The 25,796-nt window shown below is 38.1% G+C and carries 18 protein-coding genes; 14 read left to right on the top strand and 4 right to left on the bottom strand.

Annotated features, from left to right (window positions below; translation table 11 throughout):
* The first annotated feature begins 9 nt into the window (after nucleotides 1-9).
* The 4 genes from H8Z77_RS08470 (at nucleotide 10) to H8Z77_RS08455 (ending at nucleotide 8,377) form a co-directional block, all read left to right on the top strand.
* Nucleotides 10-1,740, top strand: a complete 1,731-nt coding sequence (locus tag H8Z77_RS08470; RefSeq protein WP_186996736.1) for an ABC transporter ATP-binding protein — start codon at nucleotides 10-12, stop codon at nucleotides 1,738-1,740.
* Nucleotides 1,741-1,754: 14 nt separating this feature from the next.
* The gene (locus H8Z77_RS08465) at nucleotides 1,755-2,543 is read left to right on the top strand and encodes a molybdopterin-binding protein (protein WP_069987497.1); all 789 of its coding nucleotides are present in this window, start codon (nucleotides 1,755-1,757) and stop codon (nucleotides 2,541-2,543) included.
* 11 nt (nucleotides 2,544-2,554) lie between these two features.
* Entirely contained in the window at nucleotides 2,555-3,106 is a 552-nt protein-coding gene (locus H8Z77_RS08460) for a TIGR01440 family protein (RefSeq protein ID WP_069987496.1), read from the top strand.
* Nucleotides 3,107-3,547: 441 nt separating this feature from the next.
* The gene (locus H8Z77_RS08455) at nucleotides 3,548-8,377 is read left to right on the top strand and encodes a metallophosphoesterase (protein WP_186996735.1); all 4,830 of its coding nucleotides are present in this window, start codon (nucleotides 3,548-3,550) and stop codon (nucleotides 8,375-8,377) included.
* A gap of 233 nt (nucleotides 8,378-8,610) precedes the next feature.
* Here the strand turns inward: H8Z77_RS08455 and H8Z77_RS08450 are convergent, their stop codons facing one another.
* From H8Z77_RS08450 to H8Z77_RS08435, 4 genes are all read right to left on the bottom strand, one after another.
* Nucleotides 8,611-9,402, bottom strand: coding sequence for a prolipoprotein diacylglyceryl transferase (locus tag H8Z77_RS08450; protein WP_186996734.1), 792 nt, complete (start codon nucleotides 9,400-9,402; stop codon nucleotides 8,611-8,613).
* Nucleotides 9,403-9,685: 283 nt separating this feature from the next.
* Entirely contained in the window at nucleotides 9,686-9,958 is a 273-nt protein-coding gene (locus tag H8Z77_RS08445) for a hypothetical protein (protein ID WP_069987493.1), read from the bottom strand.
* A gap of 336 nt (nucleotides 9,959-10,294) precedes the next feature.
* Complete coding sequence (pyrG, locus tag H8Z77_RS08440) at nucleotides 10,295-11,905, bottom strand: CTP synthase (RefSeq protein ID WP_186996733.1); 1,611 nt, start codon at nucleotides 11,903-11,905, stop codon at nucleotides 10,295-10,297.
* Between the two features lie 262 nt (nucleotides 11,906-12,167).
* Complete coding sequence (locus tag H8Z77_RS08435) at nucleotides 12,168-13,277, bottom strand: sensor histidine kinase (protein ID WP_069987491.1); 1,110 nt, start codon at nucleotides 13,275-13,277, stop codon at nucleotides 12,168-12,170.
* Between the two features lie 556 nt (nucleotides 13,278-13,833).
* On the opposite strand from H8Z77_RS08435, the gene gap reads away from it, so the two are divergent.
* From gap to H8Z77_RS08385, 10 genes are all read left to right on the top strand, one after another.
* A complete protein-coding gene (gene gap, locus H8Z77_RS08430; RefSeq protein ID WP_069987490.1) occupies nucleotides 13,834-14,847 on the top strand; it encodes a type I glyceraldehyde-3-phosphate dehydrogenase in 1,014 nt (337 codons plus the stop codon).
* Between the two features lie 470 nt (nucleotides 14,848-15,317).
* A complete protein-coding gene (locus H8Z77_RS08425; protein ID WP_186996732.1) occupies nucleotides 15,318-16,502 on the top strand; it encodes an ABC transporter substrate-binding protein in 1,185 nt (394 codons plus the stop codon).
* Between the two features lie 259 nt (nucleotides 16,503-16,761).
* On the top strand, nucleotides 16,762-17,661 hold the full coding sequence (locus H8Z77_RS08420) for a DUF5685 family protein (protein ID WP_186996731.1): 900 nt from the start codon (nucleotides 16,762-16,764) through the stop codon (nucleotides 17,659-17,661).
* Nucleotides 17,630-18,337, top strand: coding sequence for a J domain-containing protein (locus H8Z77_RS08415; RefSeq protein ID WP_186996730.1), 708 nt, complete (start codon nucleotides 17,630-17,632; stop codon nucleotides 18,335-18,337). The genes H8Z77_RS08420 and H8Z77_RS08415 overlap by 32 nt, the downstream gene beginning before the upstream one ends.
* Nucleotides 18,338-18,368: 31 nt before the next feature.
* A complete protein-coding gene (locus H8Z77_RS08410; protein WP_069987486.1) occupies nucleotides 18,369-18,896 on the top strand; it encodes a hypothetical protein in 528 nt (175 codons plus the stop codon).
* Between the two features lie 389 nt (nucleotides 18,897-19,285).
* A complete protein-coding gene (locus tag H8Z77_RS08405) occupies nucleotides 19,286-20,620 on the top strand; it encodes a prenyltransferase/squalene oxidase repeat-containing protein (RefSeq protein WP_186996729.1) in 1,335 nt (444 codons plus the stop codon).
* Nucleotides 20,617-22,761, top strand: coding sequence for a ComEC/Rec2 family competence protein (locus tag H8Z77_RS08400; protein ID WP_186996728.1), 2,145 nt, complete (start codon nucleotides 20,617-20,619; stop codon nucleotides 22,759-22,761). The genes H8Z77_RS08405 and H8Z77_RS08400 overlap by 4 nt, the downstream gene beginning before the upstream one ends.
* A gap of 3 nt (nucleotides 22,762-22,764) precedes the next feature.
* The gene (gene holA / locus H8Z77_RS08395; protein WP_186996727.1) at nucleotides 22,765-23,811 is read left to right on the top strand and encodes a DNA polymerase III subunit delta; all 1,047 of its coding nucleotides are present in this window, start codon (nucleotides 22,765-22,767) and stop codon (nucleotides 23,809-23,811) included.
* Entirely contained in the window at nucleotides 23,808-24,404 is a 597-nt protein-coding gene (locus H8Z77_RS08390) for a ribonuclease M5 (protein ID WP_069987482.1), read from the top strand. The genes holA and H8Z77_RS08390 overlap by 4 nt, the downstream gene beginning before the upstream one ends.
* Nucleotides 24,401-25,789: an MBOAT family O-acyltransferase gene (locus H8Z77_RS08385; RefSeq protein WP_186996726.1), complete on the top strand. Its 1,389-nt coding sequence runs from the start codon at nucleotides 24,401-24,403 to the stop codon at nucleotides 25,787-25,789. The genes H8Z77_RS08390 and H8Z77_RS08385 overlap by 4 nt, the downstream gene beginning before the upstream one ends.
* The last annotated feature ends 7 nt before the right edge of the window (nucleotides 25,790-25,796 follow it).

The raw sequence follows: 25,796 nt of genomic DNA, 5'->3' as shown, positions 1-25,796 counted from the left end.
AGGGACAAGATGAAAAATTTTCGCCGTTTGCTTGGATACGCCAAAAAATACTGGTTTCAAATCCTGCTTGCGTTGGTTTGTGCCTTGGTTAGCAGCTTGGGCGTAGTGGCTGCTACCTATCTGAATGGGGTTGCCATTGACTACATCCATGGTCCAGGCGCAGTGGATTTTCCAGGTCTGATTCAAATTCTGATTGGATTGGGGGCCATCTATGTGATCTCCTCCTTGTTCCAGTGGTTTATCTCCCGCTATGCCAATAAAGTGTCCTACCTTGTGGTGCGGGATATGCGACGGGATACCTTCCACAATTTAAATTTGCAGCCACTTTCTTATTACGACAACCATCCCCATGGGGATATTATTAGCCGTTTTACCAATGATTTAGATAGTGTCAGCGATGCTATGGCAGTATCCATCACCAACGCGTTTTCTGGAATTGTTACCCTGATTTCTGCAGTGGCGTTTATGTTTTATCTGAACGTGACAATTACTGTTACCATTTTGGTGTTGACGCCGATTTGCCTGATTGTGGCATATTTTATTACAAAGTTTAGCCAGAAAACCTTTACCAGACAGCAACAGTCGGTTGGGGAATTATCTTCGTTTGCCGCTGAGATTGTAGGTAATCAGAAGATTGTCAAAGCGTTTGGTAGGGAAGGGCTGGAGTGCGAAGAATTTAACAATATTTCCGACCGCCTACGGAAAACAGCTACCCATGCTATGTTCGCTTCCGCAATGGTAAACCCAAGTACCCGATTTGTGAATAATATCTGTTATATTGCTGTAGGTATTGCAGGGGGGATAATCGCTGTTACGCAGGGGGTTTCTGTTGGAATTATCTCCAGTTTTTTGATTTATTCCGCCCAATTCGCCAAACCTTTTAACGAGATTTCCGGCATTACCGCTCAACTACAAACGGCTTTCGCTTCGTTGGAACGCATTTTTGCGGTGATTGATGCTCCACCGCAAACATCAGATATCCCAGATGCCATGGAGTTACATGACTGCAAGGGTCATGTTTGTTTTGACCATGTTTCTTTTTCTTATCGTTCAGACCAGAAATTAATTCAGGATTTTTGTTTTGAGGCAAAGCCGGGTCAGACAATCGCCATTGTTGGACCAACAGGTTGTGGAAAGACCACACTAGTTAATCTGTTAATGCGGTTCTATGAAGTGACGGATGGGGCGATTTTGATTGATGGAATTGATACCCGCCGAATTACTCGGGACAGCCTTCGCCAAAGTTTTGGCATGGTGTTACAGGATACCTGGCTGATGGGTGGAAGCATCCGGGAAAACTTGACTTATGGAAAACCGGACGCTACCCAAGAAGAAATAGAACAGGCGGCAAAGGCCGCTCATGCCCATGGATTTATCACCCGCTTAAAATATGGATATGATACGGTAGTTTCCCAAGAAGGGGGGCAGCTCTCACAAGGGCAGCGGCAGCTGCTCACCATTGCTAGGGCAATGTTGGCAGACCCAGAAATGCTAATTCTGGATGAGGCTACCAGTTCAATTGACACTTTAACGGAAATACGGATTCAGAAAGCCTTTTTAAAATTGATGGAGGGGCGGACCAGTTTTGTTATCGCCCATAGGTTATCCACGATTGTGAATGCAGACCAAATTCTTGTGATGAATCAGGGGAATATTGTGGAACAGGGAACCCATACCCAATTATTAGAGAAAAAAGGCTTTTATTATGAATTATATAATAGCCAGTATGCAAATTCATAAAGGAGGATATTGCGATGGTGGCAGAAATTTTATGTGTAGGAACAGAGCTTTTGTTGGGAAATATTTGTAATACGAATGCCCAGTATTTAGCTAAAAAATTGGCGCATCTAGGGATTGATGTCTATTACCAAACGGTGGTGGGGGATAACCGGCAGCGTTTACGTTCGGCTTTAGAGATTGCTTTTACCAGGGCTGACCTGGTGGTGATGTGCGGAGGGCTAGGGCCTACCAAAGATGATTTGACCAAAGAGGTTGCCGCAGAGTATTTCGGAAAAACTTTGGTAAAAGATCAAAAGGCTTACCATTGGATTGAGGAAAAGATTGGGCAGCTGCACATTGCAATGACGGATAGCATCGCCAAACAGGCTTATTTGCCAACTGGCTGTATTCCGTTGTATAATGATGTTGGGACCGCACCGGGCTGTATTATCGAACGAAATCGCAAGACAATTGTACTGCTTCCTGGACCTCCAAGTGAAATGCAGCCGATGTTTGAACTGTGTTGCCATCAATATTTAAATTCCCGTAGTAATCGGGTATTTGTTTCGGTCAATTTGAAATTAAAGAGTATGCAGGAAGCTCCACCAGAAATAGTAGGGGAAGCACCAGTGGCAGACTCCATTTCTGCTCTGTTGGATTTAACCAATCCTACTGTTGCTACATACGCAAAGGATGATGGTACTCTAATCCGCATTACCGCTTCTGCGGATAATAGAGAGCAGGGGATGCGTCTGATTATCCCCATTGAACAGGAGTTAACCAGAAGATATTCCGGATACATCAAACAAAGGTATGAAGAATAGGAGGGATTTTTATGTTAGAAGAAATTAAAAACCAGGCCCGTCAGGCGGTAGAAGAACTGCTGGAGATTGCAAAATTAAAACCACAGGAAATTTTGGTGGTTGGATGTTCTTCCAGCGAAATTGGAGGGCATAAAATTGGTTCTGATTCCAGTGTGGAACTGGCAAAAGCGGTATTTGAGGGGATTTATCCAGTGCTGCAAGTGCATGGTGTCTATTTAGCGGCACAATGCTGTGAACATTTAAACCGGTGTATTATTTTAGAGCAGGCGGCAGCTGAAAAATATGGGTATGAGCCGGTCAATGTGGTTCCCCAGCCAAAAGCAGGGGGAAGCTTTGCCACAACAGCATACCAGAATTTCCAGAACCCAGTTGCAGTAGAAACCATAAAAGCTCATGGTGGAATGGATATTGGGGATACTTTGATTGGGATGCATTTAAAACAGGTAGCGGTACCCGTACGCCTATCCCTTTCTTCGATTGGAGAAGCCCACCTGGTTTGCGCAAGGACACGCCCTAAATTTATTGGCGGAGAACGTGCCCATTATGATACTGCAAAAATCTAATTGGAATGGTATGAACGATATAAACATTTTTGTAGAGTAGATAACATTAAAGTGGATTGGATAAACTGGTTTCGTTTTTCGGACGGAATCAGTTTATTTTTTGTATATTGATTCGTTAATATAGGTGCATTTTTGAACTATAGGGAAACTTTTAGGCAATCAATTGGTTGGCTTTTGGAAAAATAATGAATCAATTGTTCCTTACCGTGCAGCTGAAACCACACATTTATTTAACATAAATTTTTCTTATATTTCTTTTTGTTTACTTTTATCTTTTATATTGTAAAACAGATTTTATTTTATCGCTATTTTTCCGAAATGATAATTTATACATTTAACTTGAATATGATTTATTTATGATAGTAACAGAAATTTATATATGGTAGTGTATCAATTGGAGTAAATCAATGCTCCTACTATCATTTAGGAAGGAAAATGTAAATGAAAAAGCGATTTGGAAAAAGGCTTTTAGCGGCTTGCTTATCCGTTGCGGTAGCGTCTACCATGATTGCAGGGTCAGCACTTCCAGCATTTGCGGTACAAGATACTGCAAATAATTTGGATCAACCAGCGCAAAAAGGCTTGTGGATGACTGAAATTTATCAAAATGATGTATCTTATCGAAGCGATGTTTATGGAAATACTAGTGACCAGATGGAATTTGTTGAAATTACAAATACTTCTGACCAGACAATCAATTTTAACCAAGACTATGGTTTTTGGTACGAATATCCTTCTGAAGACAACTATGTGATGAAACAGTTGGCAGTTACCACTGTTGATGGTAGCAGTGACGTTAACATTGCCCCAGGACAGACTGTTATTTTTTGGAGCCAAAGAAAAGACCTAGGGGAAGGCGGTTATGCTTCTGAAGAGGAATTCCGTAAAGATATGAATGTACCGGATGGTGTTCCAGTATTCATAGTAAGCGGACAAAACGGATTTGCAGAAAATGATCGTGGTTTTGCGATTAAAAAATCTACTGGGGAGACGGTTTCTTACTACCATTATAACAAAACAACGGATGAGGTAACATCCGATGGACTTTCTGTCCAATTGAGCATTCCAGACTTTGGCTCTACAATGAATGTATATGAAAGCAAAAAGCCAACCACTGCCGGTGTTGTATATACCGCTCAATTAAATGGACAACGTGAAATCCATATTCCAGAAAATCGGAAACCAGAAGGTTTATATTTAACAGAGATTAGAGCAAACGATAGTAATCGAGATGCGGTTTATGGGTCTGGATCCAATGATTTAATGGAATGTTTTGAGTTAACAAATACAACCAGCCAGGATATTGATTTAAACAAAGAATACCAAATTGATTATCGCATTAAAACGGATAATGTAAAAACATTGGAAATTACTACTATGGATAAAAGTAAGGAAGGCTGTATTATCCCAGCAGGAAGTACAGCAGTTATCTGGTGTTACCGTGCAGACTCTTTAGCAGGTTCCTATACAACCTATCCAACTGAAGAGGAATTCCGTGCGGCCTACAGTATTCCAGAAAATGTTCCAGTCTTTATTTTTGAAAATCAAAATGGATTAAATAATACACTCCGTGGTTTTGAAGTTTATAAAACGGCGGAAAACCAAGACAGGGAATTAGTTTCCTATTACTTCTGGGATGGAACTAATGATATGAAGGACAACAAAAGCGTTGACCTGAAGATTAATCCAGACGGACCAAAAATGGATGTTTATAAAGCGCAATCCACAACAAATATGGGTGCTATCAATGACGCCCAGGTAACCTATGCTGAAGATGATGGTTCCTCTCCAAATCTATCTTTGGCAGTTGATCCAGTAACCAGTGTAAACCAAGGGGATTTTATTCGAATCCCATATAACTACAGTGGGAGCGATGTGATGCCGGTAAAATCCATTGAATTGTACTATAAGACACCTGATATGGATTCTTATGTATGTGATAAGACAACATCATTTGCTATCTATAACAAATGGTATGCGTTTATTCCATCCGATGTAGTATTAAACGCGGATTATGTAGATTACTATGTAAAAGCATATAATACCTACCGCTATACCATGACAGATGTCCAAAGAGTTAACGTCAATAAACTGGATAATGTAACAGGATTACGTGTAAACTTTGGTGGAGATGGAAGTTTATCCGGAACACAATCTCTTTCTATCAAAGACTTTGACAATACAACTTCTTCCATTACCGCCACAGTAGATGGTGCTCCAGTGGAATTAATCCCATCTTTTGAAAATGGAGCATTTTTCACCTTTACCCACCGTGGTGTAGATAGCTATTTTAAAAACGCCTTGACTTGTGGGGATAAGATTATCAAAAATTTCTCCAAATGCAGTGAAATTCCGTCGGACTCTTCTATGGCAATTATGGTAGACCAATCCTATTTTACATACAATGAAGATGGTTCCGTTTCGATTGAACTGGCAATCCGTGCTGGTACCTATGGTTCCACCTGGGAATCTGATACTGATGCGAATAATGATGACTTTTATATCAGTAATATGGCACTTTCCTTGACAGATGGTACGGTAATCCAGCCAACTTCTGTAGTTGGAGTAAACGGCAATGATCTCAGCACAATGGGCGAAATTAAAATGGGGGATTCCGCTGATTGCGAAATCGCTGCGATTATGGATTTTGAAATCCCAGCGGGCAAAGTAGATGCCGTATCTGGTATGATTGATACCACAGCGCTTTCCGATGGTGGTCACCAGTTGGTTGTCAACAGCAGTTCTGGCAATTCCAAAACCATTGATTTTACAGTAGATAACAGTACCCCACAACAACCAGAAGAAACTCCAGTAGCAACCGATTTGGATTTCAGTATTGAATCCTCTACTTATCCAGCAGTAGCCACAGTAGGAAGTGTGGAAGGTGCAGCCAATACCACAATTTATCAAGCAAAAGCTTTAAATGACATTAGTATTTATACAGGTGTTGGAGATAGTACCGCACAGGCTGAAGCTGCCAATGGATTGGGTTCAGTAACTTCGGATAATGGTCAATACCCATATCAGATTTTTGAAATCACAACAGATGGCACACAACAAGAACAAATCAGAATAGATCTTTCTGCTCAAGCGGATTATGATCAACCAATCCAGTTATACGCTTTAAATACTACAGACAGTACCTGGGATATTCTTGAAACAACTGAACAGAATGGTAAAATTACCGCAGTATTCCCATTGGAAGATTATCTGGAAAACGGAAAAGTTACTGTTTTGGCGCAAGCAAGAGGAGAAGAATACACCCCTTATACAGAACCTCAAGCTACCCAGGATACCGTAAAAAATGATTACAACTGGGATGGTACAGGAATTCCAGAGCAGTATGATTTCTCAATTGCTTGGATTTCCGATACGCAATATTATTCGGAACAATATATGGAGAACTTCTCTAAAATGACCAATTGGATTGTAGATAATAAAGATGGTCTTGGTATCCAATACGTTGTCCATACGGGGGATATTGTTGACGAATTTAATGAAGAATACCAATATGTCAATGCTTCTAATGAGTTAAGTAAATTTGAACAGGCTGGTTTGCCTTATGGTTTATTAGGCGGAAACCATGATACTGGTCACGGAAATGAACGTTATGAACTATATGATAAATATTTTGGTGCAGAACGTTATGAAGGAAACAGCTGGTATGGTGGAACTTACGATGATAATAAAGGGCACTATGACCTGGTGAACGTAGATGGAGAAGAATTGCTGTTCATATATATGAGTTGGGATATCTACACTCCAGAGGTGGATTGGATTAACAGTGTATTGGAACAATATCCTGATAAAAAAGCGATTATCTGTACCCATCCAGGAATTAATGCAAATGCAGAACCGGATTATTTCAGTGATTTATTGTTAGAACAGGTTTGCAAAACACATACTAATGTCATTGCTATGTTAAATGGACATTACCATGGTGCTTCTATGAATAACGTAGGATTTGATGATAACGGGGATGGAGTCGAAGACCGCGTTGTATACCGTATTTGTACTGACTATCAAAGTGCTCCAGGTGGTGGTGAAGGATACATTAAAATGATGTACTTTGACCTGGCAAATGGAAAAATTTATTTAAATTCTTACTCTCCAGTATTAGATGACTATAACTATTATGATACTCCTAAATTAGATAATTATGGAAGCGGAGTAGTTGCTAGTGATATTGATATTGCAGAATTGCCAGTCAACTTTGATCGCACTACACCAAAAACTTTAACAGTAGATAGCTTGAACGCTAATTTACTTACAAACAATATTTTAGGACAAGGAACAGAAGGTCAAACACAAATTGAACTTTCTACCGCAAAAGGTCAAACAGATACTGCTTATGCAGTGGCAAAAGATGCAGAGGGAAACATACTTAGTTATTCCAATGCACTTCAATATACAGTTGGAACGGTTCAATCCACGAATAAGGATATTTTAAAGAAAGTAGTAGAATATGCAGACAACGTAAAAGCGAGTGATGAGTTTGACAATGTAATTGCAGATGTACAGAAATCTTTCCTTGAGGCATTCGATCAGGCAAAAACAATTTTAGAGGACCCAACCGCTTCTCAGGAACAAGTGGATGCTTCGTGGAAAACATTGTTAAATGAGATTCACAAACTTGGATTTGTAAAAGGAGATATTACTTCCTTACAAATGTTGGTCGATATTGCAAAAGGCTACGATTTATCCCAGTATATTGAGGCTGGACAGGCAGAATTTGATACTGCTCTTACTGCGGCGGAAGAATTACTGGCAAATGCGGACAATGCAATGCAGCAGCAGATTACAGAGGCAGCAGATAATCTGTTAAACGCAATGATGAACCTGAGGTTTAAAGCAGATAAATCTGTACTGGAACAGGTGGTAGTAGAAGCAAACGGAAAAGATGCGACAGCGTATACAGCAGAAAGCTACAATGCGTTAACAGTAGCCGTACAAACTGCAACAACAGTATTGGAAAATGATAATGCAACCCAAGATGAAGTTGATACGGCGGTAAATGTAGTACAACAGGCAATTGACAAATTGGTTCCGGTTACAACAGAAGATACTACTTCAAAACAACCTTCCCAGGATGAAACGAAAGAAGTAGTTTCTACCGGACAGGAAAGCCAAGAGACGAAATCTGCAAATACAACAACAAAAACAGTGCGGACTGGAGATACAGGAAGAAATATACTCTATCTCATGATTTCCGGTTTATCTGCAGCAACCGTTGGTGTGCTAGTAGGACATAAAAAACGTATGTCTAAATAATAAAAAACGATTTAAATAAAAAAAGACCTAACGAAATATAGTTAGGTCTTTTTTTATGAATTATCAAACTATTTTTGTTTTTGGTATTCAGGAAAGCATAAATAGTTATTACAAAACCGAGTATAAGTGGCTGGATTGAGATCCAGCATTCCTTTATGGAGTAATATTTCTAGCTTTTACTGTTTGTGATTTACTATAAAATGACATAGATGAGAGGTTAAAAGTGATCGAGATTAATTAATATTTTGTCTGGCTTTATACCGTTTATATTGTCTGATTATTAATACAATACCACATGGAACCACAAGCAGGCTAATCCACTGGGAGGTGGAGAAGATGAGCCAGGAACCCCGTTCCGCGTCATAACGGAAAAATTCCGTAATAAATCGGATTACACCATAACAGATGAGATAAAAACCAAGTAGAGAAATCTTATTTTCGACTCTGCTGATTCCATAATACAGCACAAAAAATAAAATTAAATTCAAACCAGCTTCCAACAATTGTACTGGAAATAGGGTAATATCATGAGGTGCTACAGGGGATGCTTGAAACATCATGCCAATTGGTGGATCAAATGGAATACCATAACAACAGCCAGCGCAGAAACATCCTAGTCTACCAAACGCATGAATTAATGGAATTGCTGGAATCATCACTTGAATGAGAGGATAAAATGGAATACGGTATATTTTGGAGTATAAATATACACCGATGATTCCACCAAATAATCCACCATAAAAGACAAATCCCCCTCCTAAAAGTCCCAATATGTTCTCTGGAGACTGGATTAACTCAGAGAAATGTTCAATGAGTGGCTTTAGAATCGTGAGGATATATAAGATTTTTCCACCTATTACGACGCCAATAGCACCAAATAATATAGAATAAAAAACATCTTCTTTTGGTACACCGCATTTTGAAGAACGGAATACAGATACGAGACATCCAAGGGCGAATCCAATTAAAATAAGCAGCCCATACATCGCAATCGTAAAATCTCCAATTGTAATGGTTGGTAACATAATAAGCTCCTTTCGTATTGCAAAAGCGGGATAGAATTTAAGAAATAAATCGATATGGGAGATACAATAAAAATAAAGTATTTTATTTGATAATGAATATCATTGGAATTCATATCATTTGATATTTTATAGTAAAAGTTTTGTTTTCTGGTGCTTTTATAATAGCTAAATGGAATAAGTTGTATTTCCATTTTGTCTTACAATCAGAGGGGAATTCATTTTCGAATCATATGAAAAAAACGGGCAAACGTAATGGTTTGCCCGTTGTGTGCTTTTCTAATTATTAGTAAGATAACATACCAGCTGTACCGATACAGCCAACACAAGCAACACAAGCAATTAAACTAATTGCACACAGAGCTACAGCGATAATGGACAGAACCAAACCTGCTGTAGCCATACCGGATGGAGCCTCTTTTTTAGCAGAGATACCTAAGATGATACCTACAATACCTAAAATAAGACCAACCCAACCACCGTATGGAATAAACATCAGTACCAGGGAAATAATACCCAACACTAATGAAGCTACCGCTTTACCATTTTTTTGTTCCATAAATGAAACCCCCATTCAATTTATTAATTAATATATTATTATGTTAATATATAGGACGCATTTTGTCAATAAATAAATCGCAAAAATTTTCAGTTTAATTTTTATGTATTTTGTCATATTATAGGAGAAACACAAATCATTGAATAATTTGTGTTTTATAAAGTTATTTTGTTTTCCATTTGGTTATGCAAATATGTTTTTATTATATGCACTATGGGAACCTTTGTTTCCTAATTATATACGATATAAAAACCTTTTTTACCAATAAGGCAATGATGCCATTTTGATAAAATTATATAAAAAGGAAGGCAAATTTAACTGCCTTCCCAATTCAAATTATTGATTTTCTTTGTGTTGTAAAGCGGCTCCAACAAAATCCACAAACAAAGGATGAGGACGGTTTGGACGAGATTTAAATTCTGGATGGAATTGTACCCCAACAAACCAAGGATGTTCTTTTACCTCTACAATTTCTACCAATTTTTCGTTTGGAGAAACACCTGCTAAGGTCAAACCAGCTTCCTCCAATTTTGCGCGATAAGCGTTGTTGAATTCATAGCGATGACGGTGACGTTCGTAAATCACTTCTTCTCCATATAGATTACGGCACTTGGTATCTGGACGAAGTTTACATGGATACAATCCCAAACGCATCGTACCACCTTTTTTGGTGATATCTTTTTGGTCATCCATAATATCAATTACTGGATCTTCTGCATCTTCTAAAAATTCTGCGGAATTTGCGTTTTCCAGTCCTGCTACATGGCGTGCGAATTCAATAACAGCCATCTGCATGCCCAAACAAATTCCGAAGAAAGGAAGGTTGTTTTCACGGCAATAGCGGATTGCTGTGATTTTTCCCTCAATACCACGGTCTCCAAAACCGCCAGGAACCAAGATGCCATCACAGTTCTTCAGTAAATCGGCACAATTATCTTCTGTGATATCTTCAGATTGGATATATTCAATTTTTACTTTTGTAGAGTGTGGCAAACCACCATGATATAAGCTTTCAGCTACTGAGATATATGCGTCAGGCAACTCTACATATTTTCCTACCAGACCAATGGTAACTTCTTTGTTTGCACTTTTCACCTGGTCGATCATTTGCAGCCATTGTATGTGGTCTGGCTCTCGTTCCTCCAAATGTAAATGATGACATACAGATTTCACCAAACCGTTTTTTTCCAACATCATAGGAACTTCATACAAAGTACCAGCAGTTAGGTTCTGTATAACATCCTGTGGACGGATATTACAGAACAAAGCAATTTTGTTTACCATATCATCTGGCAGAGGGTAATCGCTGCGGCATACAATTACATTAGGCTGGATACCTAAACTCAGCAATTCTTTAACAGAGTGCTGGGTTGGTTTGGATTTTAATTCAGTAGAACCTGGAACAGTTGGAACTAATGTAACATGAATATAGATTACGTTTTCTCGCCCTACTTCGGTGACAACCTGACGGATTGCCTCCAAAAATGGGGTGCTTTCAATATCCCCAACAGTACCGCCAATTTCTGTGATAACTACATCACAATTGCTGTTTTTGCCTACGGCATATACTTTATTTTTGATTTCATTTGTAATATGGGGGATTACTTGTACAGTACGGCCCAAATAGTCTCCACGACGCTCTTTGTTCAATACATTCCAGTATACTTTACCTGTAGTAATATTGGAATCAACAGATAAATTTTCATCAATAAAACGCTCATAATGGCCTAAATCCAAATCAGTTTCAGCGCCATCGTCTGTAACAAATACTTCACCATGCTGGTAAGGGCTCATTGTACCAGGATCCACGTTAATGTAGGGGTCAAATTTTTGGATGGTTACTTTATACCCTCTATTTTTTAGCAAACGCCCTAAAGATGCCGCTGTAATGCCTTTTCCAAGCCCGGAAACAACGCCACCTGTTACAAAAACATATTTTACAGCCATAAGTCGATAAACCTCCATATCTTTTATAGTTGCTGTCCCAAAAAGGGTGGTTTGGGTGTGTGATAAAACAAACCGCTTTTTTACCGTACTGGCGCTTGTTGTTTTTTCATAAACCATCAAAAGCTTAAAAATATGGACTTTTGGGACAGAAACAAAATAATAATCAAATTAATTGTACTATTTTTTTATGGCTGGGTCAACCGATTTTCCAATTATCTTGCTGAAAAAAAGTATTTTGTATCAATCACTAAATTTATTTGAATTAAAAGATAGGGATTTCACAGATATCTGAAAGGTAAATAGAAACGGGAGAGAATCTGCCAGTGCTATATTCAAACCGATTAGATTGAAATTGTACGGTATCTTTTACACTGTTTTTTATGGGAAGGCGTAGGACAACCTGTGTGCCTTGATGAGGCTGGCTAGTTAATAAACAGCTTCCTCCTAAACATTCCGCTAATTTTTTGGTGTAGGGCAGTCCAAGGCCAATTCCACTATGAGTTCCAGTATTAGGGTTATAGGAATAATAAGGAGTGAATACCCGTTCAAACTGTTCTGTGGAAATTCCTTCTCCATGGTCGGTTACCCGAATAATCAAATCTTCTTTTTGGGTACAAACCGAAATGGATACCAAATTATCAGACCCCCCATATAAATATCCATTGGAAATTAAGTTTAATAGAGCAATGTGGAGTTTTTCTACATCCGTTTGCATCAAAATAGGAGAATCTGGAAGATGATATTCAAACGTTTTGTTGGAACGAAGCAGGTTTGCCTGTACCAAAATAAAAAGTTGCTCTAACTCTTTTGTAATATCCACTGCAGTTAAGCGGAGGGAATTAGGACTAAGTTTACGGTATGCCAAACTGTTATTTACCATTTTTAACAGATGGTAAGCATTTTGTGAGATCTGTTTCAAATAATCTAAGGATTCATATTGTTCCTGCTGTTCCATTTCTTTATAGAGAAATGGCAGTACATTAAAAATATTTGTCAGGTATATTCTGGTTTCAACGCTAAATAAATCAGAAGATTGCATGGAAAATTCGTGAAATCTGGATAAACTGTTCGAATCGGTTTCTTCTAAAAGCCACTCCAAAAAACCACCATTTCCAACCGGGATATATCTAAGCCAAGCACAAGTATCCCCACAAATAAAATGGAACGATAGAGTAGTGGTAGGGTCTGACTGTTGGAGGGAAAAAAAGAATTCTTCCCAGATAACAGAAATATCTTTCGTATATTTTTGCTCTATTTTTCCGGCAGCGGGGTTGGACCATAAAATTTCTAATTGATTGGAACAATAAAATACTGGATTTTGAAAAGAAGAATAGTGTTCTTTTAAAATATCTAATTCTTCAGAAGTTACCATAATTGTGTAACTCTCCTTTGTCGTATTTTGTCGAAACAAGTCACTTTTAATTATAGCGAGAGTAAAATCAAAAGTAAAGGGAAGGATGAACAAAAAGTAAAAATAGCACTGTGAACAATTGTTATAGTAAGAAACTGTCATGTTTGTAGAACAGTATTGCAACTATAACAAAAAATAATTGCTGAAAATAATATGTTCCATTTTTCAAGCGGCATGTATGAAAAAGTGTTGGTAGATTCCGCCAGATGGTTCAAAATGATTGTGGGCCTAAAAAATGATAAATCATTTTGCGTTGTTTTTACAGAACTACTGGCATAAAATCAATAGAATAGAAAAAATTATTTTATGGCTTATTTTGTAGTGGTAATTGCAATAAGGCTGGTTTTTACCACTATTTTTTTGTTAAAAAAGAAAAATTCGTGATTGTTCATATTTCTGACGTTATTCTGATAAAAAAATTTTCCAAAAAAATTCTGTTAAAATGTTGTCAAACTCTTGTATATTTTTGAATTTTGGTATATGATAAGTATATAAACTTATTTGGAGGTTATTTAATATGGCTATTAAAGTTGGTATTAATGGTTTTGGCCGTATCGGAAGACTGGTTTTCCGTGCTGCTATGGCTCAACCAGATGTATTTGAAATTGTTGGTGTAAACGATCCATTTATCGATTTGGATTACATGGTTTACATGACCAAATACGACACAATGCACGGTCAATTCAACGGTACAGTTGAAGCAAAAGACGGCAAACTGGTTGTAAACGGTCAAGCTGTAAACGTATACGCTTGCATGAACCCAGAAGAAATTCCTTGGGGCGAATGTGGCGCTGAATACGTTGTTGAATCTACTGGTGTATTTACAACAACAGAAAAAGCTTCTGCTCACTTCAAAGGCGGCGCTAAAAAAGTTGTTATCTCCGCACCATCTAAAGATGCTCCAATGTTCGTAATGGGTGTAAACAACGACAAATACACAAGCGATATGAACGTTGTTTCCAACGCTTCTTGTACAACAAACTGTCTGGCTCCTTTAACCAAAGTTATCAACGATAAATTTGGTATGGTAGAAGGCTTGATGACTACTGTTCACTCCACAACAGCTACCCAAAAAACTGTTGATGGTCCTTCCAAAAAAGACTGGAGAGGTGGACGTGCTGCTGCTGGCAACATCATCCCATCTTCTACCGGTGCTGCTAAAGCAGTAGGTAAAGTTATCCCAGAATTAAACGGCAAATTAACAGGTATGTCCATGCGTGTTCCTACTTTGGATGTTTCTGTTGTTGACTTAACTTGCCGTCTGGCTACACCTGCTACCTATGAAGAAATCTGTGCAGCAGTAAAAGAAGCTTCTGAAACTACAATGAAAGGCATCCTGGGCTACACTGAAGATATGGTTGTTTCTTCTGACTTCCTGTCTGACCCAAGAACTTCTATCTTCGATGCAAAAGCTGGTATTGCTTTGACCGACAACTTCGTTAAACTGGTTGCTTGGTACGACAACGAATGGGGTTATTCCAACAAAGTGTTGATGCTCATCCAACACATGTATGGTGTAGACCACAAATAATTAGAACTTGTTCTTTAACAGCGGAGAGAAAATTCTCTCCGCTGTTTTTTTGCAAAAATTAAAATTAGAACGATTGAGATTTGTTTTTTATTTAAAAAAGTAGCATATTTGAATAGAGTGACTAAAATAGATATTTAGTAATTAAGACCACATTGGTTTACATTTACCAGTGATAAGCTTTTGCAAATAATGCTTTGTATCCTTTTCATAGAGAAATTTTATATTTAAAAAGTACTTGTAACACATAAAAGTAATACAGAAGAAATAAAGCATGATTCACAATTCCATTTAAAAATAAATTGCATCCTTAATTGGGATATTTACTGAATAAAGTGAACAACCTAAAAGAAAGGCAAAGTGGTATCTGATTTCGTTGAAAAATAGGGTTTCAAAAGGTATCTGGTGATTACTACATTTTTTTGTTCCCTGTTGTTCTACAATATAGGTAAAAAATGTAAGGATGTGAAATCATGAAACGGATTGTAAAATGGATGAGTTGTATTGTAAGCTGTTGTTTGTTAACAGGATGTACTGTTCAGCCTTATTCTTTACCAAGCAAACAGGCTGATCTGCCTGCCAATGATGTAACAGTTCAGATTGTATTGAAAGGGGAAGAAGGGGAATTTCTGCAAACCGCAGCAGAAGCTTATCAGAATCTTCATTCTAATGTTCAGATACAAATTGACCGGCTGCCAGATAATGCTGAATATAATACTGAGTTATTGTCCCGTATCCAAGAGGGGAATATTCCAACTGCTTTTTCGGTCAGTGGAAAAACAGATTTATCTTTTTGGCAGGATGACGTTGAAAATTTGTCCAATCAGGAATGGATATCCCCTGTAGAATCCAGTTTGATGAATCAGGTTACAATAGGGGAAAATTACTTTGCTTTGCCATTGGATTTGGTTGGATATGGTATTTTATATAATCAGAAATTATTGGACAATATGCAGATCAATCACGATTCTATCGGAACATTAAAAGGATTGCAGGACATTGTGCGGGAATTAAAATCTAGAAAAGAGGAAACCTCTTTGTCTAGCCCTGTTTGTGGGGATGGGGACTTTGAGGACCTGTTTGCTACTTACACCCAGCTGGATGAAACAAATCACGAATTCCATTTGCCAGAATCCTTTCAATGGTTTACCGAACTTGTAGGAAAAAACGATGTCGGAATGGATAGCGTTGCCATGTTATCCAACCAGAACGCAGCTATTTATCTAGGTGGAAGCGACATCATGCAAAAAATGAAAAAATCCGACGTAGGGCAACCAGATTTATTTTGCATGGCTCCTTTCTTGATTGATGATCAGGATAAATTAGTAATTGGGTGTGATTACCTCGCCATTTATCAACCAGCAGAAGGAGCCAAGAAGGATTGTTTGTTGGATTTTTTGAATTGGATGTATTTTTCGGACGAAGGTCAGGATTTATTGCGAGAAAGCGGTGTACTCTCTCCCTATACCAATACTGCTTCCTGCCAGGTAGATTCGATGATTTACAGTAAATGCCGGTTAAAACAGATAATCCCCAGTGGGGCAGGATCTGCTCCGATAGGATGGTGTGGAGAAAAATTTGACCAAGCCATACAGAATTATTATTCCGGAACATGGAACTGGGAACAGTTATTTGCGGATTTAAAGTCCAGATGGTAAATAAAAAGAAATGATTTTGTTTTGTCTTATGGTTTATCGTAGAGTTTTATAGATGGAATCCAGTTAGGAGTTTTTGTCTTTTCAAAATAAATTGTTTCCAGCTTAACAATCGGCTTTATTTGAGCACTATCCACATTTTGATGAAAAAATTTCCTGTTTTTATAAACCGATAAGATATCTTTACACTTTTTTCACCACTTTACGCCCTTTTTAGAGTAGAATATAGAGAAGAAATCTGAAATGAAATTGGGGAATGTATTTGTTTGGTTATGTAAAGCCTTATAAACCTGAATTGAAAATTGCTGAATTTGAATGGTATAAAGGGATTTATTGTGGGCTTTGTAAGCAGATGGGGCGATTGTATGGACCCATTGCCAGAATGATGCTCAGTTATGACATGACCTTTTTAGCATTGGTTTCCCTTTCCTTAAAAGATCAGTGCCATGGTTTAAAACGGCAGGTTTGTATTGCGCATCCACTTACGAAAAAGAATTGTATGTGCGCTTGTGATGATTTGTCATTTGCTGCCCATACCGCCATGATTATGGCCTACTATAAAGTAAAGGATAATATTCGTGACAGTGGTTTTTGGGGAAAAATAAAATATGCTTTAGCTTTACCAGTTGTCAGCTTTACTCATCGGAAAGCAAAAAAATGCCAACCCGAGATGGAAGAGGCCGTAGCAGCGATGATGGAGCAACAATGGAAAGCGGAACAGGAAATGGTTACCAGTATTGATAGGGCGAGTGACCCAACCGCAACTGCACTTGGAAAGATTGCGGCAATGTTGGGGACAGATGAAAAACAAAAATACATCTTGCAAAAAGTTGGCTATATGCTGGGAAAATATATTTATCTAATAGACGCCTTGGATGATTTGGAAGATGATATCAAAACAGGTAATTACAATCCTTATCTTTTAAAATTTCACACAAAGCAGCCAACAGAAGAGCAAAAAAAGGAAATTATTCAGTATGCCGTGGAGGTAACCAATTTAACAATTGCTCAATTAGCAGCTGCTTATGAATTGCTCGATATAAAGCGGTTTAAGCCGATTTTAGATAATATTATTTATTTAGGGTTAAAAGATACTCGAACGATAATTTTACAAAAAAGGGAGAAACAAAATGACAGATCCATATCAGATTCTTGGAATTAGTCAAAACGCTACAGATGAACAAGTAAAACAAGCCTATAATGTGATGCAACGGAAATACCATCCAGATAATTATGATGACTCTAACATGAAAAAATTTGCATCAGAGAAATTACAGGAAGCTACGGATGCGTTTGATTCTATTATGAATGAGCGTCGTAAAACGCAGGCAAAGAATAATAGTAATCCAACCATAACAATTGACAACCCAGAAACTGGTGGCAATAACTCTTCATATTCTTATGAACAGGCACAGCCTGGGGGCTATACAAACTATAATACCAATTCCTCAGCTGGATTTACGGATATCCGTAATATGATCCAAAACAATCGTATGGTAGAGGCAGAAGAACTGTTAGATGGCATGGGGCCGGAGAGTCGAACTGCTGAATGGTATTTTCTGAAAGGCACAGTGTTTTTTTCCAGAGGATGGATTGACGACGCTACCAACTATTTTTCTACTGCGAACCGAATGGATCCCAATAATGCGGAATACCGTGCAGCATTAAACCGTATGGCTTGGCAGCGCCAAGGAAATTTTGGTTCCGCACAAAATGGTCAATACCGTACCCCACAAAATAATGTGGGGGGATGCAGTGGATGTGATTTATGTAGTGGCTTAATCTGTGCAGACTGTTGTTGTGAATGTATGGGCGGCGACTTGATTTCCTGCTGTTAATCTATCTGTGAAAAAGAGAGGGAATTGAGTAATGAAACTAAGCCAAAAAGTTGCTTTAGGTGGTATGGTAACTGCTTTAAGCATAGTATTGATGTTTTTTACGGGGATTTTTCCATTTGCCATGTTTGCCTTGCCCGGAATTGCGGGGGTATTATTGGTACTCATTGTAATGGAACTGGGGCGCAAATATGCGTTGGTTGTTTATATCGGCGTATCCATCCTTTCCATTTTTATTTCACCGGATCGAGAGGCAGCGCTGTTTTATATTATTTTATTAGGGTATTATCCAATTTTAAAATCAGTATTGGAGCAGATACCTTCTCGTATTGTAGAATACCTATGTAAGCTACTTTTAATTAGTATTGTAACAGTAGCGGGATACTTAGCCGTAGTATATCTGTTCGGAATGGAAGATATTGAGACTAACCCCTGGCTATTGGCGGGCGGTTTTGTATTTGTGATTATTACATTTTTTATTTACGATTTAGCAATTACGCAGCTTGTACAATTGTATCAAGAGAAGTTCCGGAAACAGATTTTTAAACGCATTTTCAAATAATCAAAACATCGAAAGGGAGGCCTTTCGATGTTTTTTTACGACTGGTTTCCCATTTAAAAAATATATCCAAATTGTTGTTTATGCGTCTTATCAAAAAGTTTAATTTGTTTTATTCGTATAAGAGGATATCAACATCATTTTTGTCCTAAATTATAAGCAATTGTTTTGTTCTGTAATGATAAAACAGTAAATTTTTTTTGTTTAAATTTATGCAAATAGCTAAATATCATGTTTGTTTGAGCCCATCTATAGAAAAAATAAAAAAATATTGTATAATAAAAATAAGGAGAAAAATCGTTTTTATAACAGAAACATTGTAAAAATGAATGATAAATTGACATTTTCGCCGTACTGGTATGGTATTATGATGAATCAAAGGGGGGGATGAAATGATAAAAAGATGTTTGGCATGCTGCCTTGTTTTTGCCTTATTCTTTTGTTTTGTTACTCCTGTTTTTGCGGAAACAGAGTCTTCTGAGTCCAGCTCCTCCATGGCTTCTTCCCAGCCAGAATCTACGATAGAATCCAGCAGTTCTTCCGAGCAAACCAGTTCTTCTTTAGAATCTAGTTCTTCCCAGTTATCTTCCACAGTAGCTTCTTCTAGCCAACAATCTTTTCAGAATTCGACAACAACTTCTATTCTAGACCGTTCTTCTAGCCAGAAGGAGCCTGTTTCCAATAGTGGAGGTTTTGATGGGTTCGAGAATCAGGACGAAGCTGGTTTTCATTGGGATGACCAGATGACCGCTGCCTTGAATCGAGCAAGTACTTGGCTGGGCTTAAACGAGAAAGATGAAACTTATTTAATTGTAACTGGAGTTTGTGGAACCACAACGGATGTTGCTACCGCTACCAAAATGAAACAGAAAATTGTGGAGCGCAATGGGGAATACCATCAGGCGTTCCTTTTAGAGCAGGATATTTTAAGCCTGGTATTTAGTGGATTAAATCCAAAAGACTTTCAAGGTCTTGACCTCATTCAAGTATTATACCAATACCCTGATTTGCCAACAGAAGGGGTTTATAGCATGGCGTTTGCTTTAATTGCATATGATAGCAATGATTATAGCTTGTCAAGGAACGCCAGAAATTCTCGAAAACGTCTAGTGAACTGGTTGTTGGAAAGCCAGAACGAAGATGGCTCTTTTGGAATGCCGGGTTCTGAAATTCGGGATACCGCTACAGTGTTAACGGCATTGTCCAATTATGTAGATCAAAAAGAAGTGAGTGACGCTGTCCGAAAAGGGCTTGTCTATCTACAGGATACTCAAAATAAAGATGGCGATTTTTTACAGGATGGAATAGCATATTCTGAGAACTTGAGCTATGTTATGATTGCGTTGAATTCCTTGGGAATATCAGTGAATGACTCCAGGTTTGCTCAGAATCATCAAAACTTGATGGATCGTTTGCTTGCGTATCAAGGGTCAGATGGAGGATTCTCGGTTCAAATAGGTGAGGAAAGTACGGTTCGTTCTACAGGACAGGCTATTTTAGCTATGGTGGCAACTCAGCATCAAATTAATCCGTATATCCAGCAAAATAACCTAAACTATCAATCATCAAGTGAAGGACAATCCGATGGAATGTCAATTCAATGGATTATAGCAGTTGTAATTGCTGTTTTGATGATTGTCGGTATAGTGGTTGTTATTTATAACCGCAAAAAGAAACTGAGAAAACTGCAACAACTGGAAACGGAGAAAGAGGAAACAAAAAAATGACACGACCAATGTTAAAACTAGGTGGCGGTTTTGCAGCTGGTTTATTGGTTGCATCCTTTTTTAGTGGAAAGCTGATTTGGATATTGGCAGTTTTGCCAGCATCCATCAGCTTTTTATTTTACTTTAAGCGAAAATTTCGTCCGTTCTGTCTATTTTGTTTTTCTTTGGCAGTTGGAGTGGCATATTTGGGGTTTTATCAAGTATTTGTGTACCAGCCAGCTGTAGCGTGGGACGGAGAAACTGTTCCAGTAAAAGCGGTAATGTATGATTGTACAGAAGACATGAATGGAACGATGGAATATTTATTCCGTGTAAAAGAAATTGATCACAAAAAAGTTGCGGGCTACTATTATTTACGCAGTAATACCTCTACTCAATTGCCCTGTCAATATGGGGATATATGCCAGTTTACTGGAGAACTAGTACGGATATCAAAATCAAACCAGTTGACAATAGATGACCAAGCAAAAACGAAATATTTTTTCTTGTCCACAGATTTTGATGAAGTACAGGATTTTGAAGTAGTATCCCATAACCGTTTTTCCTTCCAAGCGATGTTATTCCAATTAAGGGACCGTATTATACAGGTATTTGAAGAACATTTGCAACCCGAACAGGCAGCAGTTTTATCCGGTATGCTATTGGGGCAGAAAGAAAAGATACCCTATTCTGTCACAGAATCCTTCCGACTAGCTGGATATTCCCACATGTTAGCGGTAAGTGGTTTGCATCTTTCGATTTTAATGGCATTGATAATAGGGACTTTAAGCAAAATCCGTGTGCCTAGAAAAGTTTCTTCTTTATTAGGAATTGTTTTTATCTTTTTATTTGCGCTGCTAACGGGTTGCTCCCCATCAGTTGTCCGTGCCGGTATTATGATGGGGGCGATTTTAATTGGAAAGTTAATGGATGCTAAAGCGGATTCGGTCAATTCACTGGGCTTAGCTGCTGGGTTAATTTTAATCATATCTCCTTTTTCTATTTTAAACCTCAGTTTTTTGCTCTCCTTTTCCGCAACATTTGGATTGGTGTTGTTGGCACGTCCGCTATCAAAACGGATATTTGAAAAAATAAAACTGAAATCCAGTTTGGTCCGATTTTTGGTGGAAGGGTTTAGTGTTGGGGTAAGCGCAACCATATTTACGATTCCAGTAATTGTTGCGTCTTTTTCTCAGTTCGTTTGGGTTTCCCCGATTTCCAATTTATTAGCAATTCCGTTGGCGACTGTTATTTTGTGTTTTGGATTTTTTATCGCTATTTTAGGATTGCTTCTGCCACAGGTATCCTTTTTATTGGCTCCTATTTGTTATTTGGAAAATGCTTCTATTTGGGGGTTGGAACAGCTGGCAAAACTATTTTCCCATGTACCGCCTATTCCGTTGCATTATGATTTTGTCCAGCTCTGGTGTGTTTTGAGTTTGGTGCTAGTTCTTATTGCCGTAGGGATTCATAAAAATAAATTCCTTGCATTGGTCGCTTGCGCTTCGGTTACTTGTTTAGTAGCTGGAGCGGTATCCTATCAAATTACAGTTTCCAATCAAATGATAATGGCTATTGTGGATGGAAGTTATGGGTATAGTGTAATACTTCAAAAAGATGGTACCACTGTGTTGTTGAACTGTGGAGGATATCGGGGAGGATATCATACCCTTTCCTATTTACAAGGCAAGGGTACCCAAAAAGTAGATTTGTTGGTTTTAACAGATGCCAATAAGAAAGAAGCGGCAGGAGTTCCATTTTTATTGGAGAATCAACAGGTGGATTGGATATGTGTTCCGGAAGAAGGAACAATGCTCGGCGATATTATGCAATCTGACCTGAGTAATACTCATGTAGTAGAGGATACTTCTATCCAAATCAATTGGGATGATTTTTGTTTGATTTTGGATGACCAGTCTGTTTTTTGTAAATGGGGAGAGGTGACGATTGCCATGGGAAATTATCCTCCAGTACCGGAAGGTGAAATCGTAACATTTTATTTAAAAAATGGGAAAACTACCAGGAAACCCGTGGATTTTTCTGTGAAATATGATATAATTTTAGAGAATAACCAAGTGTTATTGCAAAATGGTGAAACCGTATATCAAACGGAATCCAACTTAGTGGAATTGGTCTGTGATGAGAAGGGACAGGTGAAATAAAGGATGCCTTATATATCGGATAAAGAGCTGGTGAAGCAGGTTCGTCAAAATCAATTTTATTCTGTATACTTTTTGTATGGGCAGGAAAATTACCTGTTGGAAAAAACAGCGAGTCTTCTGTTCCGAAAAGCGGTTACTGGTCAACCACTATTTAATTTTGTAAAGGTAGATGGGGCAAAAGCGACTTTGGAGCAATTGTCCAACGAAGTGGAAACACTGCCTATGATGTCAGAACACCGTTGTATCGCGGTGGAAGATATGGACTTAGAAAAATTAGGGAAATCACAACTGAAACAGCTAGAACAGATGATTCAGGATTTGCCAGAAACCACTATTTTGATTTTTTGGTATCCTGGACGGGAAGTTATATTAAAAAAATCCAGCACATACCGTAATTTTTCTAAACTGGTTGAGAAAATTGGTTGTGTAACTGAATTTGTGTTAAAAACCCGTTCTGATCTAGTAAAAATCCTTTGCAAACAGGCAGAAAAATTGGGGAGTGCTATCAGTACAAAAGCGGCATATGATTTGATTGACCTTTGTGGGACAGAGCTAAATTCGTTATTACATGAACTAGATAAGTTGGCCTTTTATGCTTTGGGGAGAGAAATTACTAGGGATGATATTTTCCAATTGGTGACCCCCAGTGTAGAAAGCTCTTCTTTTGACCTTGCGAAAGCGGTACTACAAGGACAATATCAAAAAGCATTTCAGATTTTGGATAGGCTGTTATCCCAGCAACAGGATGAGATATTGCTTTTATCTGCTATGAATACTTCTTTTTTGGATATTTATCGTGCCCGAGCAGCACAAAGCGCAGGGCAGAATGAAGATGCGATCTTACAGGCGTATTCTTATAAAGGCAGGGAGTTTCGGATGAGGAACGCTATGCGGGATTGTTCCCGCTTTTCTATGGGGCAGATAAAACGCTGTTTGGATTGCCTGATGGAAGCGGATATCAAGTTGAAATCTTCCAGGGTAGACCACCGTATTATCTTGGAAACAGCAGTTGGTAAAATGATTCTGGCTAGGCAAGAGGTGAAGGGATGATTCATGTAGACCAAGCAATCGTAGTGGAAGGAAAATACGATAAGATAAAATTAAAACATCTAGTGGATGGCTTGGTAATCCAAACAGATGGATTCCGCATATTTAAAGATCGGGAAAAATCCGCCTTGATTCGGAAACTGGCGCAAACGCAAGGGGTAGTTGTATTAACCGATAGCGATACCGCTGGACTGGTCATCCGCAATTATATCCAATCCATTGCCCATGGTGGACGGGTTACCAATGTATTTATTCCCGAAATTTTAGGGAAGGAAAAACGGAAAGAAAAGCCCTCTAAAGCAGGATTCCTGGGAGTGGAAGGAATATCGGATGAAATTTTGCGGAAACGGTTGCAACAGGCAGGGATAGGATGTGAACAGCCTATTCAACGGACACCAGTGACAAAATACCATTTGTATGAAGATGGTCTAAGTGGTGGGGGAAACAGCAAAAATAGAAGAAAATGGCTGTTTAAACAACTAGGTTTGCCAGAATATCTTTCCACCAACCATTTGTTGGAATATTTAAATCATGCTGTGGGATATGAGGAATATCAAAGATTAATCCAGTTGTTAAAACAGGAGGAAAACCAATGATTTTTTCCACATTTAGCTTTCTATTCTGTTTTTTGCCAGTATTTTTTCTGGTTTATTATCTACTTCCAGCTAAAGTGAAAAATTACTGGATTACCTTGGGCAGTATTCTATTTTACTCTTTCGGGGAACCTATTTATATTATTTTACTGGTAAATATCGCAATTGCCAATTATATCATTGGCCGGTTATATACCAAATTTCAAAAGGATAACAGGGCAAGGGTTGCATGGTTGGTAGTAGGGCTGGCGATTAATTTAGGAATTTTTATTTCCTGTAAAATTATGCCGGATTATATTAGCAGCTATGTAAAGGTAACTACGGTTTACCATATTCCATTGGGAATTTCTTTTTATATTTTATCCTGTATTTCTTATTTAGTAGATATTTATTGGGGAAAAGCAACCATACAAAAAAATTTTATCTCTTATTTTGTATATCTTGCTATGTTCCCAAAAGTGCTGGCGGGACCGGTAATTAGTTACCAAAATTTTTCTGGACAGCTTGAGAACAGGATAATCTCTTTTTCCAATATTTCAGAAGGGATTTTATTATTTGGTAAAGGGTTGGGGAAAAAGGTTTTATTGGCGGATAACCTGTATCCATTGTGCAGCCAGATTTTAGCGGCAGACGATAGTTCCCTCTCTATTTTAACAGCATGGTTGGGAATATTGGCAATTATTTTTCGTTTCTATTTCGATTTTTCCGGCTATACCGATATGGCAAGGGGATTGGCAAAGATGATGGGATTTTACTTGCCACGTAACTTTCGGGCTCCCTTTTCCTCCAGGAGTGTGACAGAGTTTTGGCATAGATGGAATATATCCATAATCCGCTGGTTCAAACGGTATATTTTTTATCCACTCAATGGTATCCACAAAGGAAAACTGTGGTTGGTATTCAATCTTTTGATTGTAATCGCAGCTTATTGCTTTTGGCGTGGTTTTGGATGGAATGTGATAATAGCGGCAGTTTTTTATGTTACTATTTTATTGGGGGAACGGTTTGTTTGGGGCAATTTTTTAAAAAAGATTCCCCGGTTCTTAGGGCAGTTTTACACCTTTTTCATGACGGTATTTGTGTTTGTTATGTTATCCCACCCCAATGTAAGTTCTGCACTTTCCTATTTAGGGGTTATGTTTGGTTGGGGGCGTTATCCTTGGATCAATAACGAAACAATCTATTTTTTTGCATCCTATCTAGTTATCTTACTAATTTGTATCTTTATCAGTAGCCATTTTTTAAAACATTACAAAGAGAGCTTATACCTCTACTATCCAAAAATTTACCATCTTTTAAAGCCAATGGTCATTTTTATCATATGGATTTTTAGTATTGCTTTTTTAATGAATAGCAATACCATCCCCTTTTTATGTTTTACTTTGTAAGGAAGAA

Origin of the sequence: Clostridium facile (genome assembly GCF_014297275.1) — a bacterium.
Taxonomy (GTDB): Bacteria; Bacillota; Clostridia; order Oscillospirales; family Ruminococcaceae; genus Massilioclostridium; species Massilioclostridium facile.
The sequence above is the reverse complement of the archived record's forward strand: the minus strand, read 5'-3'. Positions and strand labels throughout refer to the sequence as shown.